This is a genomic window from Pseudoalteromonas luteoviolacea (genome assembly GCF_021654285.1).
In the GTDB taxonomy this organism is placed as follows: Bacteria; Pseudomonadota; Gammaproteobacteria; order Enterobacterales; family Alteromonadaceae; genus Pseudoalteromonas; species Pseudoalteromonas luteoviolacea_J.
This window is the reverse complement of sequence record NZ_JAKFZS010000009.1, coordinates 202,092-218,733: the sequence shown is the minus strand read 5'-3', so window position 1 is coordinate 218,733 and position 16,642 is coordinate 202,092. Positions and strand designations below refer to the sequence as shown.

General features: G+C 41.6%; 14 protein-coding genes and 1 pseudogene. 7 read left to right on the top strand and 8 right to left on the bottom strand.

Annotated features, from left to right (window positions below):
* Positions 1 to 11: 11 nt before the first annotated feature.
* Together L1077_RS10760 and L1077_RS10755 are read right to left on the bottom strand one after the other, a co-directional pair.
* A complete protein-coding gene (locus L1077_RS10760; RefSeq protein ID WP_237136850.1) occupies positions 12 to 1,232 on the bottom strand; it encodes an NAD(P)/FAD-dependent oxidoreductase in 1,221 nt (406 codons plus the stop codon).
* The gene (locus L1077_RS10755) at positions 1,229 to 2,305 is read right to left on the bottom strand and encodes an alpha/beta fold hydrolase (protein ID WP_237136849.1); all 1,077 of its coding nucleotides are present in this window, start codon (positions 2,303 to 2,305) and stop codon (positions 1,229 to 1,231) included. The genes L1077_RS10760 and L1077_RS10755 overlap by 4 nt, the downstream gene beginning before the upstream one ends.
* Positions 2,306 to 2,590: 285 nt before the next feature.
* On the opposite strand from L1077_RS10755, the gene L1077_RS10750 reads away from it, so the two are divergent.
* From L1077_RS10750 to L1077_RS10740, 3 genes are read left to right on the top strand one after another with little or no spacing between them, the layout of a single operon-like run.
* Positions 2,591 to 3,181 carry a carboxymuconolactone decarboxylase family protein gene (locus L1077_RS10750; protein ID WP_237136848.1) on the top strand — a complete coding sequence of 197 codons (591 nt, stop codon included), beginning with the start codon at positions 2,591 to 2,593 and terminating at the stop codon, positions 3,179 to 3,181.
* A 7-nt stretch (positions 3,182 to 3,188) separates the two neighbouring features.
* A complete protein-coding gene (locus tag L1077_RS10745) occupies positions 3,189 to 3,512 on the top strand; it encodes a 2Fe-2S iron-sulfur cluster-binding protein (RefSeq protein WP_237136847.1) in 324 nt (107 codons plus the stop codon).
* Positions 3,513 to 3,522: 10 nt separating this feature from the next.
* Entirely contained in the window at positions 3,523 to 4,752 is a 1,230-nt protein-coding gene (locus L1077_RS10740) for an NAD(P)/FAD-dependent oxidoreductase (protein ID WP_237136846.1), read from the top strand.
* Positions 4,753 to 4,951: 199 nt separating this feature from the next.
* Here the strand turns inward: L1077_RS10740 and L1077_RS10735 are convergent, their stop codons facing one another.
* From L1077_RS10735 to L1077_RS10720, 4 genes are all read right to left on the bottom strand, one after another.
* On the bottom strand, positions 4,952 to 8,083 hold the full coding sequence (locus L1077_RS10735; RefSeq protein ID WP_237136845.1) for an efflux RND transporter permease subunit: 3,132 nt from the start codon (positions 8,081 to 8,083) through the stop codon (positions 4,952 to 4,954).
* Position 8,084: 1 nt separating this feature from the next.
* Positions 8,085 to 9,434 carry an HlyD family secretion protein gene (locus tag L1077_RS10730; RefSeq protein WP_237136844.1) on the bottom strand — a complete coding sequence of 450 codons (1,350 nt, stop codon included), beginning with the start codon at positions 9,432 to 9,434 and terminating at the stop codon, positions 8,085 to 8,087.
* Entirely contained in the window at positions 9,418 to 10,074 is a 657-nt protein-coding gene (locus L1077_RS10725; protein WP_237136843.1) for a TetR/AcrR family transcriptional regulator, read from the bottom strand. Before L1077_RS10725 ends, L1077_RS10730 begins: the two co-directional genes overlap by 17 nt.
* A gap of 80 nt (positions 10,075 to 10,154) precedes the next feature.
* Positions 10,155 to 11,054, bottom strand: coding sequence for a sulfite exporter TauE/SafE family protein (locus L1077_RS10720; protein ID WP_237136842.1), 900 nt, complete (start codon positions 11,052 to 11,054; stop codon positions 10,155 to 10,157).
* 515 nt (positions 11,055 to 11,569) lie between these two features.
* On the opposite strand from L1077_RS10720, the gene L1077_RS10715 reads away from it, so the two are divergent.
* Positions 11,570 to 12,238, top strand: a complete 669-nt coding sequence (locus L1077_RS10715; RefSeq protein WP_237136841.1) for a helix-turn-helix domain-containing protein — start codon at positions 11,570 to 11,572, stop codon at positions 12,236 to 12,238.
* A gap of 72 nt (positions 12,239 to 12,310) precedes the next feature.
* Here the strand turns inward: L1077_RS10715 and L1077_RS10710 are convergent, their stop codons facing one another.
* Positions 12,311 to 12,673, bottom strand: a complete 363-nt coding sequence (locus L1077_RS10710; RefSeq protein ID WP_237136840.1) for a winged helix-turn-helix transcriptional regulator — start codon at positions 12,671 to 12,673, stop codon at positions 12,311 to 12,313.
* Between the two features lie 125 nt (positions 12,674 to 12,798).
* On the opposite strand from L1077_RS10710, the pseudogene L1077_RS10705 reads away from it, so the two are divergent.
* From L1077_RS10705 to L1077_RS10695, 3 genes and pseudogenes are all read left to right on the top strand, one after another.
* Positions 12,799 to 13,363 (top strand): annotated as a pseudogene (locus L1077_RS10705) (NAD(P)H-dependent oxidoreductase).
* Positions 13,364 to 13,374: 11 nt separating this feature from the next.
* Positions 13,375 to 13,917 (top strand): redoxin domain-containing protein, encoded by a 543-nt coding sequence (locus tag L1077_RS10700; RefSeq protein ID WP_237136839.1) that lies wholly within the window; start codon positions 13,375 to 13,377, stop codon positions 13,915 to 13,917.
* A 266-nt stretch (positions 13,918 to 14,183) separates the two neighbouring features.
* Positions 14,184 to 15,938: an Ig-like domain-containing protein gene (locus L1077_RS10695; RefSeq protein ID WP_237136838.1), complete on the top strand. Its 1,755-nt coding sequence runs from the start codon at positions 14,184 to 14,186 to the stop codon at positions 15,936 to 15,938.
* Between the two features lie 73 nt (positions 15,939 to 16,011).
* Here the strand turns inward: L1077_RS10695 and L1077_RS10690 are convergent, their stop codons facing one another.
* Positions 16,012 to 16,512, bottom strand: coding sequence for a GNAT family N-acetyltransferase (locus L1077_RS10690; RefSeq protein ID WP_237136837.1), 501 nt, complete (start codon positions 16,510 to 16,512; stop codon positions 16,012 to 16,014).
* Between the last annotated feature and the right edge of the window lie 130 nt (positions 16,513 to 16,642).

Sequence of the window (16,642 nt, the reverse complement as noted above, 5' to 3'; positions counted from 1 at the left end):
CAATGCTTTTCCTAACCTACCATTTGCTTGCGGTCGTACTCTTCGATGGCATTTCTAAAAATGGTTGGGGCTTTCCAGCCTTCACAATCAAAGCAACAGCCACCAAGCAAACGGATCACTTCATCGCGTAAGTCCGGATTTTGCATCTGGTAGCCAAAAAAGATTGGATAAATCCAGAAGTAACGGATCAGGTCAGCTGCGATTTGCTGTCCCCCATTACTCCAGTCTCGATAAGCATAAAATGGGGTTTTCCAATCATTGCCGTCAATCGCTTGCTTAATGGCATCCGCTGCGCGGATCCCCTCTTTCATGGCAAACGAAACGCCATAAGAAAAGATAGGGTCTAAAAAGCGATGCGCATCCCCAATACATAACCAACCATCACCAACAAAAGGTTCAATTCGGTAAGAGAAGTCAGCCATTGATTGTGACTCACCAATACGCTCTGCATTTTGGAAGCGGCGTCGGATCTCAGGACTAATATTTTCCATCCCCCACGCAATGGCATCATCTGGGTTTTTACACTCTTTGTAATAGAGTTCTTTGGGGATCACTATCCCTAAACTGTCTGTATCTGGTGAGATTGGGATGATCCATGACCAGTGATACTGCTTCGAGTATAAAATAGTGGTGTTTGTCGAAAATGGCGGTAAATCACGCTCAACCCCTTTGTAGTGAGCAAAAGAAGCTATCTGCTGCGAAAAGAACTCAATTTCACGTTTACCAGCAATGCCTTTTCTCGATAAGAAGGTATTTTGACCACTGGCATCCACCAGTACTTTCGAGCGCACTTGATGTTCCATACCATCGGCTTTGTAAATGGCACCAACGACTTTACCTTCATGTTTAATAACATCTTTTACTAAGCCTTGCTGATATTCCACACCATGCTCAAGGGCTTTGCGCTTTAACATGTTGTCAAAGTCACTGCGCCTCACCTGCCAGGTAGGCGCAAGAATAGGAATGAAAAACTCATTTTTAGATAGAGAGCCAATCACATTTACGCCAGGTTTATCGGGAAACCCTGCCGCATTCATTTCATCTGCAAGGCCCAGGTCTCTTATGATCTGGCCCGCATTACCGGTTAGAGATTCACCGATGTGAAAACGTGGAAACTCATCTTTTTCGATACATAATACGGATAGACCTTTTTTGCGACACTCAATACCACAAAGACTGCCTGCTGGACCGCTGCCAATAATGACTACGTCATAACTTTTAAATGCGCTCATGCCATATCCACCTTAGTTAAGAAATCTTCAACAACCCAAACAAACTCTTCGGGACGCTCAGATGCTGAGAAGTGACCACATCTAGACAGTCGCGTAACAGTGGCATTCTCAAGTTGCTCGGCCGCTTTTTCGCTCCATTCAGGCGGAATGATTTGGTCATGATTACCCGCAACAAACAGTGTCGGTACCGTGACGTTATCAAAGGTCGTCGCCATCGACTTTTTGGCATAGTCATCTAAAAAGGTGTGGTACGCTGGACGTGACAAAACATCATTCAATAAGTCTTCAAGCGCAGGGGTCATTTTTGGTGGATGATAATAAGCAGCTGCTAAGAACTGTTCTGGGTTAGCAGACATTTTTTTCAAATCTCCCCACCAGCTATCAACATCTTCGACTAAACCAAAACCAGTGCACACCAGCGCTTTTACTCTGTCTGGATAACGTCTGGCAATTTCAGTTGCGATCATGCTGCCAGCCGAATTTGCAACTAACACCCACTCTTGCTCTTCCAATGTTTCCAAATACTGTAATGTGTATTCAACGTGGTCCACATAACAGGGGGCATCGTTGGCACTTTCGCTTAAACCAAACCCCGCTAAATCCAACGCAACCGCATTATGACGCCCTTGCACAGAGCGCAGTGTGGATGACCAAGAGGTAGAAGGGTTACCAAGTGCTGGCAATAAAATCCATAAAGGGCCATCCCCTTTAACACGCAAAGTATGCTGCTTGAAACCGCTACCCGCTGGAACGAGTTCACTCTTGATACCGTAGCTTTCTTGTAATTTAACCAAACGTTCTAGTTCAGAGGTGGCTTCTTGTGCTTGCGCTTTATCCTCTGAACTTAACGCTGTGATTAATGCACATAAGGTTTCTATGTTTTCAAAATGAACAGGCGTAATGTCATGCTCAGGAATTTTCGCACCGTAGCGCTGATCAACATGTGCCAGTAACCTGACCATAGATAGTGAGTTTAAAATCCCAAGCTCCAAAAGCGGTGTATGTTGATCTAGATCGGGCGCCGCCCCTTCTAATAAATCTTGATTTATAAATTCAATAAGTTCTTCAATCATCCTAGTTTCCTATCTAGTCTGGCAATATTGTTGACCTGCAACAAACACTTAAAACACCTCAATGTTTATCCGTATCCTCAGGCTCGTTTTCTGTAGGCACTTGACTCTATCGGCCTTGAACGGGTGCTTTATGCCCTGCTCGTTCGTCTGTAAAAACTTTATCGCTATCATGGTTTTTCGAACATAGCTCCTGTGGACTATCCCCTTGGTCCGAACGGACTATAGGCACAGAGGTGTAAAAAAATTACCTTGTTGGGACTATCACTAAGAAGGAAGCAAGGGTATATGAAACAGGGTAATAACCATTTGGTTAAACCAGTCAATCGAGAGTCGACGCCGCATTTGGAACCAATTTATCAAGCCATAGAGAACAACCTTGGATTTATTCCAAACGGGATCCTTACCATGGCGAAAAACCCTATGCTTGCTCAGGCGTTTGGCCAGTTATTTGGCTGCCTGAGCAAGTTTGAACACATTGATAATGAACTCAAATGGGCCATCGCAACCATCAGTAGTAATGCTGCAGGCTGTCAGTACTGCCAAGGACACTTTTCACATATTGCCAGCCGCGTCAATGTCAACAAAGCGAAGGTACTAGCAGCCTTTGAATTTGAAACCAATGTGCTTTATGACCAAGCCGAGCGCGCTGCACTGCGATTTGCATTTGCTTGCAGTACTTCACCTGCACATTTAGAAAAGTCGCATTATGAAGAGCTCGGCAAGTATTACTCTGAACAAGCAGTCATTGAAATTGCTGCTGTTGTCGCCATTTGCGGCTTCTTAAATCGCTGGAACACCGCGATGGACAGTCAATTAGAGGCAGACCCAGCTGCCATTCTTGATGAGATCAATCAAATCACTAAATTCACCGTATAAGGACAACATGATGCCTGAGATTACATTTGTAGATTTTGCTGGAAACGAAACCAAGGTCGATGTACCAAATGGCACATCTTTGATGCAAGCGGCCATGGAGAATATGGTCGAGGGCATTGAAGCTGAGTGTGGTGGCTCTGGAAGCTGTGCTACTTGCCACTGCTATTTAACGACTGATTGGCAAGGAAAAATTGCCGCACCAGACAGTAGTGAGAGTGACATGTTAGAGATGGTCTCAGAGCCCACCGACTTGAGCAGACTAAGCTGTCAAGTACTGGTCTCTGATGAGCATCATGGTTTGCAAGTACATTTGCCAGAATCACAATATTAAGGAGTTTGATATGCAAAGGTGTGTCATTATCGGCGGTGGTCACGCAGGTGCGCAAGCATGCACCAGTTTGCGCAAGGAAGGATGGACAGGGCAAATTGTACTGCTGACCGATGAAGACAGCCTGCCCTATCATCGCCCCCCCCTGTCAAAAACGTACTTACAAAACCAAGTGACTGCGGAAAAACTGCTGATCCGCCCTCAAAGTGCATATCAGAAAGACAACATCGAAATCAGGTTAAAAACTCGAGTAAAACGTATCGAGCCTGCGCAGCAAGGTATCGAATTACACAATGGCGAACATCTCAGCTATGACAAGCTGCTCATTTGCACCGGCAGTCGCGCAAGGACAGCGGACTGTATGGGAGCGCAGTTGAACAATATTTTTTACATAAAAACCTTAAAAGATATCGAAAAACTCTCCCTTGCCATTGATGTAAACAACAATAAAAAGCGTATCGTGATGGTCGGCGGTGGCTACATTGGCTTAGAAACCGCCGCTGTACTTAAAAAAATGGGCCATGACGTCACCATCATAGAGCGCGAGTCACGGCTACTTGCCCGTGTCACGGCAAAGCGAATTTCCGCGTTTTATCACAATCTACATAAAAGCAATGGCATTAAGATTTTTACACAGACGAATGTGGTGGCATTTCAAGGCAAAGACGCAGTCAGCACCGTACTGTGTGAGGACAAGGTTATTCCCGCAGACATCGTAGTTGTCGGAATAGGTGCTCAAACCAACACCGAGCTTGCACAAGAAGCTGGATTATTAGTTGAACATGGCGGCATTGTGATAAACGAGCTTTGCCAAACCACTGACATGAACATTTATGCCGCAGGTGATTGCACCATAGGTATTGAACACCACAGTGGTCTCGCAACACGTATTGAATCTGTACCCAATGCTCTGGAACAGGCAAAAACAGCCGCCGCTACCATCTGTGGAAAATATAAACCCGTCACAGCAGTCCCTTGGTTTTGGTCAGATCAATTCGATTGCAAAATACAAATTGCAGGCCTCAATCAAGGCTACGATGAAACCGTTTTGCGCCAAAAAGACGATAAAGCCTTATCTCTTTGGTATTTAAAGCAAGGCAAAGTCATTGCAGCAGACTGTATCAACTGCGCAAAAGAATTTATGGCAGCCAAAAAAATCATTGCTAACAAGCTCGATGTGCCTAAAGCACTATTAAGCGACACAGATATTGACCTTTTTAAAGCGTTCGCCCAATTAAGCTGACTTGACAAACCGACTCACATAAAACGGCGCACACCCCAAGCGTGAAAGCCCAAAAGAGCCCAATCGGGCTCTTTTTTTGTCGAGATTAGCTGGATTGATCTATTGATTTACCAATATATCACTTGGGTAATTCTACAAAACTGAGTACAAATATCAGCGTGTGAATGCTTTAACACACGCTGATAACGCACGTGGTTATTTATACGTGTACTGACTCATGAGGTGTATGTGGTTTTGCTAAGCCAAAGTCTTCTAGAATGCTGTAAAGACAAGGTAAAACCAATAAAACTAAACAAGTGGACGTAATAATACCAAATACAATGCTGGTTGCTAGAGGTATTAAAATTTGTGCCTGCAAGCTGGTTTCGAACAGTAAAGGCGTCATCCCCGCAACCGTGGTTACTGATGTCAACACCACAGCACGGAATCTGTCATGACTGGCCATAGCCGCTGCATCATGTACGTTCATGCCCTGTTTCACTCGACTTTTCACAAATTGAACTAATAGTATTGAATCATTCACCACAATACCGGCCAATGAAATAAAACCCATCAGTGATGGCATCGAGAAGTTTATACCCATAATAAAATGACCCCAGATCACCCCAATCATGGCAAGAGGGATGGAAACCATGACAATAATAGGCTCAATGTAGCTGTGAAACTGCAAAGCTAATAACAAGAAAATCCCAATCATACCTAGCAACATCGCTCTACGCATTGAAGCTTGTGTGATACCCGCATTTTTAACCTCCCCTTCGATGCTGTAAATCAATGTTGGGTAACGCAATGGTAAGTCATTAAGGAATTGTTTCTTTAAATCTCCAACCACAGAAGATGCCGTATTTAGCTCACTATCCACATCAGCGTATACAGATACACTGGTCAAGCTATCAAAGCGATTAATCACCGCAAAGCCGCGTGTTTGCTCAATATTCACCAATGCAGACAGCGGGATAGCGACACGCGTGGTAGGATGAATAATCGGGAAATTATCAAAGTCACTATATTCATTCATGCTGTCTTTACTAAGCTTCACAGTTACTTCGTAATCTTCAAGACCAATATGAGTTTCTAGTAGTTTAGTGCCCTGAAAAGCAGGTCTTAATTGACTCGCAATCACTCGTGAATTGATGCCTAAATCTAATGTGCCTGGTTTTAGCGTCAGGGTGTATTCTGGCTTTCCTGGACGAAGGTTGTCTGTAATATTCTGCACCCCTTCATATCCTTTTAACCATGATTTTAGATCTTGTGCAGCGTGGGCAAGCGCTGCGGTGTCTTCTCCCATCAAACGTATATCAATCGCCCGACCTTGAGGGCCTAGTTTGGGCTCTTTGAACGAGAGTGTCATTGCACCTGGTAAAGCTCCAAGTTCTGATCGCCACATATCCGAAAAAGCCTGAATGGTGGTATGACGTTGCTCTGCACTGAGCAGGTCAACAGAAATATATGCGAGATTGGCACCTTGATCTTGATAATCTGGGTTTTCTCCATAGGTAATGGTCATCGCCCTGACTAACTCTGACGCTTCATCTTCACTAAGCTTTTCATTGGTTCGCTTTAAAGCTGCTTCAATCTTACTCATCGTTTGCTTTGTAACCTCAAAAGGCGTGCCGTTTGGCATCAAGAGTCGCCCTTGTAATACATCGCCGTCAATGTCGGGAAAAGCAGTAAATTTTAGCGTCCCAGAAATCAACATACTTAGCGAAAATAAAAAACAGGCAACCACAGAGCCAATCACTAAATATCTGTATTTGATGAGACGATGATTTAAATCCAATATCCCATTATTCCACTGCCTAAACTTCGTTTCAAAGCGAGAGCGGATCTGAGCCACTTTTATAGACAAAACGTTTTGCTTGCTTTTAGATTGCAGTGCGTGCGACAAATGATTGGGTAAAATCAAAAAGGCTTCAATCAAAGATACTGTGATCACCGAAATCAGCACGATGGGGATCACTTTGAGGATCTGTCCTAAATTCCCTTCAATAAACACCAGCCCAATGAAAATACACAACGTTGTTACAAAAGAAGACAATACGCCCGGTAGTACAACAAGCGTGCCTTTTAAGACGGCTTCTTGAACCGTTAAGCCTTGCTCAATTTTAGTACCGATAGACTCAGCAATCACGATGGCATCATCCATCAGAATCCCCAGAGCTAATAGCAGAGCTACCATGGAGAGCATGTTGATAGACACACCAAAGTGCAGCATCAAAAAAAAGCTCGCCAAAAATGAAACAGGTAACCCCATTACTACCCAAAAAGCATACTTGAAGGAAAAAAATAGCCACATCACACCAAACACTAACAGTAGTCCTTGCCATGCATTGCTGATCAATAGAGATATGCGATCTTTAACCAAGCTGGTGTTATCGCTCGTTAAAGTCAGTGAAACACTATCAGGTAAGTCAGCTCTTATTTCCTGCAAAGCATGTTCGGTTGCTTTAAGTACTCGTAAACTGTCATCTACAGAGTTCTTTTTTACTGTCAAAACTGCCGCTTGATGACCATCGTAATAAATGCGTTTTTCGTCTTTTTCAAACGTGTTCTCAACACGACCTAAATCAGCGACGGTGACATCATTCCCCTGAGAACCCGACGCTACAACCAATTCACCGAATGATGCTATGTCTTTCCGTTCATCCATAAGCCGAATTTGTGTATCTACATACTCAGTATTAAGTGTACCCAGCGGCAACTCTATATTTTGTCCTGACACACGCTGACCTAGCTCCTCTATGCTTATACCATATTGTCGCAATACTTCCTGCGATGCAGTGACTCTTAGTTGATGCTTTGAAAAATCATTGATTTCAACAATCGGGATATTTGGTTCTCGAAGAAGTCGCTGTTTAATTTTTTCAGCCAGTTCTTTTAATTCAACACGTGTTAAATCAGTAGTGGCCGAGCTCAGTGCAACGCTCACAACCTCTTGTGTTCTGCCACGTTCTTCAATTGTCCATTGCTCAACTTGTGTGGGGAAGTCATCAATGGTATCTACGGCGTTTTTGACATCCGTTGTAAACTGTTCGAAGTCACCTTGCTCAAACATTTTTACTGTCATTTGCCCTAAGTTTTGTCTCGCTACACAGTGGCGTTCTTCTAAAAAGCTGATCCCATCAAGCGCCCTTTCTAGACTTAAACAAATTTTTTGCTCAACGTTCTCTGCGGTCGCACCAGGATAAGGCACCATGATATCAATTTGAAAAGTTTTTATCTGAGGGAGTGTTTCTCGTTTAATTTGTGGCAAACTGAATAAGCCAATTGCCAAAAAGAGTATCATTAAAATATTTGCAGCCGTTGGATGAGCAATGAAAAAACGTATCATATCAATGCCGCTCCGATGAATTTGCATCACTAAGTATGGTGGGTGATGTTAGATTTAACTGTGTACCAGAAATAGCTGGAAACAAATCGGTTGTGATTAGCCTCGCACCGTCCAGTGCAGGATCATCAAATAAAAAGTTGCCCCCTTGTTTGATAGCACCATGCATTGGTAACTTAGTTAACTTGTCCTCTTTATCAGCTAATAGTGCATGCCCATCTCTGACAAAGTACCTTGGGATCACTACAAATGCTTGCTCGCTGGCTGACAAAGTTACTTTAGCACGCATACCTGCGAGTAAAGGTGGCTTTTCACCCAGCTTAATTTGCTGATAGCTATCTGAAATCGAGACGACAACACCCACAGTTTGGCTTTGGGGGTCGATTTCATCACTCAAACGCTCAATGGATGCTGGCCAGTAAACTCCCGGCTGAGCTAATATTTCTACCTTGCCCGAAAGGCCTTGTGCTTTCAAATATGCTGCCATCCCATCATCTGAGATAGTTTTTAAATTGGGTATTTGCTTAAAAAAACCAGAAAACTGGTTAAATGTTTGATAGGTGAACTGAGCGTTTATCAATACTTTTTCAATGTCATTGGCACTAAAAAGATTTGCTCCTTTTGTTACTAGCTGACCGCGCTCAACATGCACCTGATGAATACGGCCATTGAATGGTAGATACACTTTAGTACGTTTAATATCTAGTTTGGCTTTGTTGACATCTGCATGGGCCCTTTTAACTTGTGCTTGCAATGCCTTTACTTCAAGGGGCAACAAGCGCGACTGATTTAAATTTCGTTGCAAGTCTTGCTGTTGAACTAGCACATTTTGTTGTGCCCTATCGAGTTCATTCTGCGACACACTGGCACTGGCAAACAATCGCTTCAAACGCGCGAACTCTGCTTCCGCAATTTTTAATTTATGCTTACTGAGCTTAATATCGAGTTGGTTGTTTTTTATCGCTGTTTGCTTTGCCGCAAGTTCCACATCGGCAGTTGCCAAACTAGCCTCAGACTTAGCCAACTGTAATTGGTAGTCGCTGTCGTCAATCTCAAGTAGTAACGTCCCCTGTTTGAAAATTTCACCTTTTTTAAGCGCTGAATGTATGAACGTTACCTCACCAGAAACTTGCGCAAGACTGCTCAGCTGGATATTCGGCGTCACTTTACCATATCCAACAATTTGCGGCCTGATCGCTTGCATACTGAGTGCTTGGTATTGTGCGTTTTGTCCTACCGAATGGGTCCCATTGTGCTTAGTTGTTGATGTCAGTTTAACCACCATAGCAACGAGCACCACGCCCAATAACACAGCAATAGGTAAGTTTTTCTTTGCCCTAAAATTCCACCTCATTGATGTCACTCTCCTTCAGTCCGTAAATGAAATGCTGATATAAATCCTTTGCCCATTGCTCACCTTGGATCTCGGTATCATCAATTTGCCACGCTTGTTGACGCAAGGTTTTCAAAATATAGGGAGAAACAATAAGTGTAATGAGCTGAAAAGCTGCTAATTTAGCTTTGTTACCATCCGCAATGCCTGCCTCTTGCTGAATAAGCGGCGGTAAAAATTTGGAGACTCGAGCAGGGAAAGAAGCCATAAATGCCTCTGTTAACGGGGTTGTTTTATTGAGTACCTCTTCACTCAAAAGGTGCACAAATCCAGGGTGAGTTTGTAATATTTCGCCAAAACGCAAAATAAATTGATACACCGGTTTTGCTTGCGCTGTTAAGTCTTCAAACTGAGAAAACTGCGCATCCGCTATTGACTGTATGAGTGCCACAAATAAACTTTCTTTGCCACCAAAGTAATATTTAATCATGGCAGAATTGATATTTGCCTCAGAGGCGATATCTCGAATGGTAATTTGGCTATATGACTTATCATTGAGTAGCTGCTTTGCCGCCAATATAAGCTTAGTTTTCTGCTCAGCCTGCTTTAATTCACAGACCGGGCGGCCCCGCGTGGCTTTTTTATTGGTATCTAGTTCCATCTTATCTTCTTATTTTTTTAATCATCTGGTTAATTAAATAAAAAGTACAGCCTACAGTCAAATAAATGTTTAAAATTCATTCAAGCTAAAACATGACCAGTGTACAGCTCGTAACTTGTGAAAGACGCCTCTAGGAGAATAAGTAACAATAAAAAGCTCACCAATTGACCAACTTTTACTTTAGAGCAAACATAAGCCCCTAAAGGTGCGCCCACGACTACTATGGGTATTGCTGCAAGTAAATAGCTTTCAATCTGTGGGGTAATGGCCCCTAAATACCATGCATTCATTGCACTACCGATCAAAGACGTAAAGGCCATAACCACGACAGAAGTCGCTGTTGCCTTTTTAATATCCGCATTGTAAGCAATCACCAAAAGAGCAAATAACGCAATATCGGATCCAGATCCAACTAAACCACTTGCAACGCCTCCGATAAAAGCAACCAGCATAAAGCGAAGCGTGCTAGGCTGAATTTTTTGTGCACTATGTTGGTGGTGCGCTTTTCTCCACCAACGCAGTAACATGGTGATTGCAAAGCATAAAAGTAAGAAACTAAAAATCGATTTTACTAGTAATCGCGGGGCAATCGGCGCAACATAAAGTAGACTAATGATGACGCCTAATGCAGACATAGGCAGTGCAAGCAAAACTAAATTAGTATAAATAGGGATACGACGGCATAAAATGGTGATAGTTGCCGCTGTCATACCAAAGCTTTGAATAGCTAATGAAAATACTTTAGCCGTACTGGGCTCAATACCCAACACTTTGGTCATTACTGGAAAGGCCACCGCCCCGCCGCCTAGCGCTGTGCCACCAGCAACAAACGAACCCAACGCCATTGTCACGGCAATTTCTATTTCTTGCAATACTTGCAGCATTGCACTAGATAACCCTTGCATCCAAATCAAGGATACGTAAATCAGCAATGTAAAATACAGCGGCCAAGTTGATGGCCGTCTTAACTTATCAATCATAACAATTTCTTGTCCCTGCAATCTTAACTCGCAGTTTATCAAAGGGGAATGAGCACTGCGAATAGTCTGATTGGACCATGGCCGACTGCGTATCCGCCGTGAGCCACATTTAACTTTTCAAACCACAAAGCAACAATTAAAAAACTTTTTATTTACGAAGCACGTTTTGATTTAGATCAGCTTGACAAATAAGAAAAGCTAAAAACACCTTATCAAAAAAAGATAAAACAAACAAAATCATATAGTTAAAAAACCTCAACCTGATTAAAAAACAAACTCAAAAGAGGTGTATAAAAAAATTTATAAGGTGAAACGAGTTCGTAAAACATATTTTTTTAATTTTTTACACTTATTTACCACACATTTCATTCACTTTTCGTTGATATCAATTAGCCGTTCATGTTTAATTAATCGCTCGATTAATTAAATAGGCACCGTCACATGAAAATCAAACTTGCTGGCAACAGTCCAAGTTGATACGCCTATAGAAATCGTATTTGTAAAGGAGAATGCATATGTTTTTGGGCTGCACAAAAGAGCTTTCGAGCGTACTAAAAGCAATTGAATTGCTAAAAACGTCAATCATTGAACGTTCATTGGATGAAGTAGTTTTTCAAGAAGCGATGTCATTTGCAGAATCAAACGAGCTGTATATATCTTTGGTAGACAAAACCAGCTTAGAAGTTAAATCAGAGTTTTCGCACTCTTTCCCCGAAGAATTTAAAGAAGACTTACTCACTGTAGCCAAGGTTAAAAAGTTTAGAAATATCAATTTACTAAAGAGTTTATGTAAGGATAGAAACCCACTATCAGATATCTCCGTTTATGATTTAGATAACCCTAATTCAAACTTCCTTACTCTGGTCGCATTTAACAACATGCGATCTAATCGCACAGCGCCAGCCTCTTATTTGATTGAGTTAATATTACCTTATCTACATAAAGCACAAATTTCACGCTATCAATCTGATAAGTCGATACGCTCGCCCATACAGTCACTGACTAACAGGGAAAAAGAGGTACTCGATTGGATCTCATCAGGAAAAACAAATGGAGAGATCGGCATGATCCTTGGCATTAGTCAGTACACAGTGAAAAACCATGTTGCTAAAATTTTAGAAAAACTCAATGCTCCAAACCGCTCAGCTGCAATGGCACTCAGTAAAGAGCTGGGGTTTAGCTAAAACATAATTAGCACCATAATTATATTCATTTGGCTACACGCCTTTGTTGCCAAATGAATGTGAAGTGTCCATTCAAATTTGAATATTGTGAGACTCTGACCACACTCTGAGCGACTCAAGAACTTCTAGTGCAGAACGTCCGAATTCAGTTAACTCGTAGGTAACTGCAACGGGTCTATCACTGATCACTTTGCGAACAACCATACCCTCTTGCTCTAGCTCCTTAAGCCTCTGGTCCACCATCTTCTTAGTCGCGCCACCTAGCATTCGTGCTAAATCATTAAAACGTACAGGCTCATCTTTTAGATGGTAAATTATCGAGCCCTTCCACTTCCCACCGATTAGCCTCATCCCCTTTTCAATTGCACAGGGTTCATCGCACATATTCAAAACTTTTTTTCGCCCTTTAGCATCTGTTTTAACTGAATTTTTCAATATTTATACCACCATAAAAACTAGGTTACTAAAAGTATACTGGTTGTTATTTTACTTTAGGTTCCTAAACTATACCTTAAACAACCTGATTAATAAATAAACTAGTTAGGAAGAGGTCATAAGCAATATTTTATATCATCAATGGGCATCAGTATTATCCATTCTCTGAAGGAAAGCTAAATGCAACGCTCGTCGATACAGCGGTTTCGTTACTCCAAAACAAAGGACACACAACAGAGATTGTCACTATGCAAGAAAGCATAGATGTCGAACAACAACTCGCTCTGCATCAATGGGCTAACGTCATAATCTTTCAATCCCCTATTAACTGGATGGGCGTTACATGGTCATTTAAAAAATATATGGATGAAGTGTATGGCGGGCACGCTATGCAAAGGAGACGGGCGCAGTGCATCCACACCTACTGAGGGCTATGGCAGTGGCGGTGTACTTAAAGGTAAAAAATATATGATGTCGGTCACATTTAACGCTCCAAAACAGGCATTTAATAATAGTGCTGAGTTTTTTAATGGAAAGTCAGTGGATGATCTACTCTTTCCAATGCATATGAACTTTAAATTCTTTAACTTGACTGCTTTGCCCACATTCGCTTGTTTTGATGTGATGAAAAATGCAGATATTGAAAATGATTTAGCCCGCTTTAAAACACATATCAATAATCACTTTTAAAGGATAAAACCATGTCTCAATTCTATACGAAGAAACTTCATGCAGGCAGCGAATTCCCAAAACTGCCCATCACCCTATCCAATGGTCAAACTACTACACTAGGAAAGCCAAGGTCGGGTTTTGATTGGCAACTTGTTTTAGTTTATCGAGGCAAGCATTGCCCCTTATGTACAAAGTACCTAAATCAATTAGATAGTCACATTGCTAACCTTGCTGCCATTAACGTAGACGTGATTGCAGTTTCAGGTGATAGCCAAGCACAACTGACAGAGCATCAACTTCAATTAGACGTTCAATTTGATATTGCTTACGGCTTAACACTTACGCAAATGAAGGCGCTTGGCCTGTATATTTCAGACCCTCGCTCAGAACAAGAAACCGATCACCCATTTGCTGAGCCAGGTCTTTTTGTTATTAACGGCGAAGGAAATATTCAAGTTGTCGATATATCAAACAACCCATTTGTTAGACCAGAACTTACCGCGCTTGTCAACGGACTTACTTGGATCAGAAGCCCTGAAAACAATTATCCTGTTCGCGGTATGCATCGTTAAGTTTTCATTTAGGCAGCAGCATAAACGTTTCACTGCCTTGTGCTGCTGCCTAAATATATAAGCGTTTTTCCATGGCTAGCCTCTTGAATTAAATTCACATTTACTCAATGTTCAGGTAAGAATATTTCTCTATGCCCCCATATAATGTACAAAAATCCCCCTACAAATAACAAAAAGTAACAAACCCTCGCGAGCCTGTGTGGTGAAATAACGGCGCATCACTTAAATCAGCTTGCTGAATAGAAGTTTAATTTCAAGGAAATAAAATGAACGGAATAAAAAACTATGGTCTAAGCATTTTGCTTTTAGCATTAACTGGCTGCGGTGGAGGCAGTGAAGCGCCTCAAGGAAGTAATCGGCCCAGTCAGCCACCAGAAGAAACAAACCACTCCCCAGTTGCGAATAGGGATTCAGTCACCACTCAAACAAATGAAGTAATCACTTTTAATCCACTGGCCAATGACAGTGATCCAGATGGCGACCCTATAACGCTTATTGATGTAGTCGTCGACACAGGAAAGGTCACAACTTCGATTGAAAATAACGCTTTAATCATCACGCCTGAACAAAACTATGTCGGTGACTTTTCACTTACTTATACTATTTCAGACGATAAAAACGCAACGGCGAAAGGCATCATTGATGGCCAGGTACAACAAACGAGAGAAAAGTATTTAGTTGTGTTAAAACAGCGTGTTGATACCTTTGTCAATGAAACACTTGATACTTTAAACGACAATAATATTGCCTGCTTATCAGATAACTCCTCTGAATACTGTGAGCTAGTTGAGGTTAAATTTTCAGATGGTGAATTTGATCAAAGTAAAGCAGACCCCAAACAAACCATCTTAATTCTTGAAGATGAAGGAGTACACTTCTCCTCTACTCTACGCTATAGAAGCCGAATAAAGAGTTTATTTTACGTTGATGAGCAAGGCTTTTATCAACAAGCCTCTTCTCAATCATTTGATCCCACTTATCTCGTGCCAAAAATTGTACATGATACGCTTAAGCAAGTAGACCAATTCACAGATAATTCAGGTAAAGCATCTTTTATACCTGCCGCTTGGTTCATTGATGAGTTTCATCAGGCCTTATATAAAAGTTATGAATCCCCCGATGTTAAGCATGGTTTAAGGCCACTTCATTACCTCTTAGAACATAACCCTCACGCTGAGCTGATTGTCGGTCCATACCCTAAATTATACACCTCTAGATATGACCTCTATTGCAACCCAACTGAGGAAAATATTAAGTTACTCAAGACACATACTCAACAGATAGCAGAGCAATTCAAACAAACGATATTACAAGATCTAGATGTAGAATATATTAACTTCTCAGCAGGAACAACAATTCAAAGAACTCTTGTAGATGACTGGGAAAAAAACTGCGAAGGCCCCAAACCATCAGATGAAGTTTTGGCCCGTTTATACGACACCATTCGCCCTTTTTACGACGCCATGTTTAATACTGAGGGGGTGATGGGATTTCAAGCTGGTACTACAAATATGACTGAGTACAACAACGCGCTGGATATAGATAAAAGCTTCGAAAATCGTAGTTTGATTGCTTATTTTGAAAGTCTTAATTCACAATTACCTGTTAATGGTCAACTACATGGAATTGCACCAACGCCCCGCAGTCAATTTACAAATAATGATAGGCAGTGGATAGACTTGTTTATTAACTCTGGCGTTATTGATGAGCGTCCATTCCCTTACAATGACACCCCTATCATGCTTACGTCACAGTTTGGCTTATCTTACCTTCCAATGATTGGACCACAACCGTCTTGGTTTAGCCCAGTCGCACTATCTTGGGCTATACATATCAAAGAAACACAATTTCCAGACAAAGCCTTAGACAACAGCGTAATTAAAGAGATCCAAAATATAATGACACCTAAACTATGTACTTATACCAACTGGGAAATCAGTAGGTATGACGGTCGATGCAAAATGCAAGATCCAATGCTGCATCGTCAACATCAGTTGGTCGGCCTTGGTTATATCGAATAAGTAAAATTGAACATGGCAGTACTCATCACCCTAAGTACTGCCATATCTTTAGTATATTTTTTTAATAAATACGTTAGAGCGTAACTGACAGTATAACGCTCTTTTGCGAACCAGCAGCACGTTTTTTGGGGTCATAAAAAGTATCAATCACGGAAAATCCTGCTTTTTTCATCATACCTGCTGACGCTAAGTTTTCTTCATGACGCTCAATCAAAACAGAGCCAACCCCTTTATCCTTTGCCAAATCAATACAGTGACGTAAAAGCTGCGTAGCAATGCCTTTGCCACTGTGGTTTGGCGACACTACCACATCACCTATAAACGCAATCTGCTCTAAAGAACAGTATTGACTCAGGTAATCTGGACTGACATTACCATTTATCAAAACAGCCAAGCCAACAATTTGCTCACCTTCTAACGCTATGAGTGCCGATGCATCACACTGTTCAATTAGCGTAAACTCTTCATCAACACCAGCTTGAGTAAGGTAGTTCCATTCATTGGGGCCGTATTTCCACAACAGTGATTTTAAGGTTGGAAGCTCTTTTGGGTTTGCAACTCTATATTCAACCACGTTTTTAATACTCCTTTAATTATTTTTATAATCGTACTCTATTTACAAGCCAAAAATATAAACCAAGTTTATTCTATTAATCTAGAGTAGATAAGTGACTTTGTGGCACTTTAGAAATAAAAAAACGCTA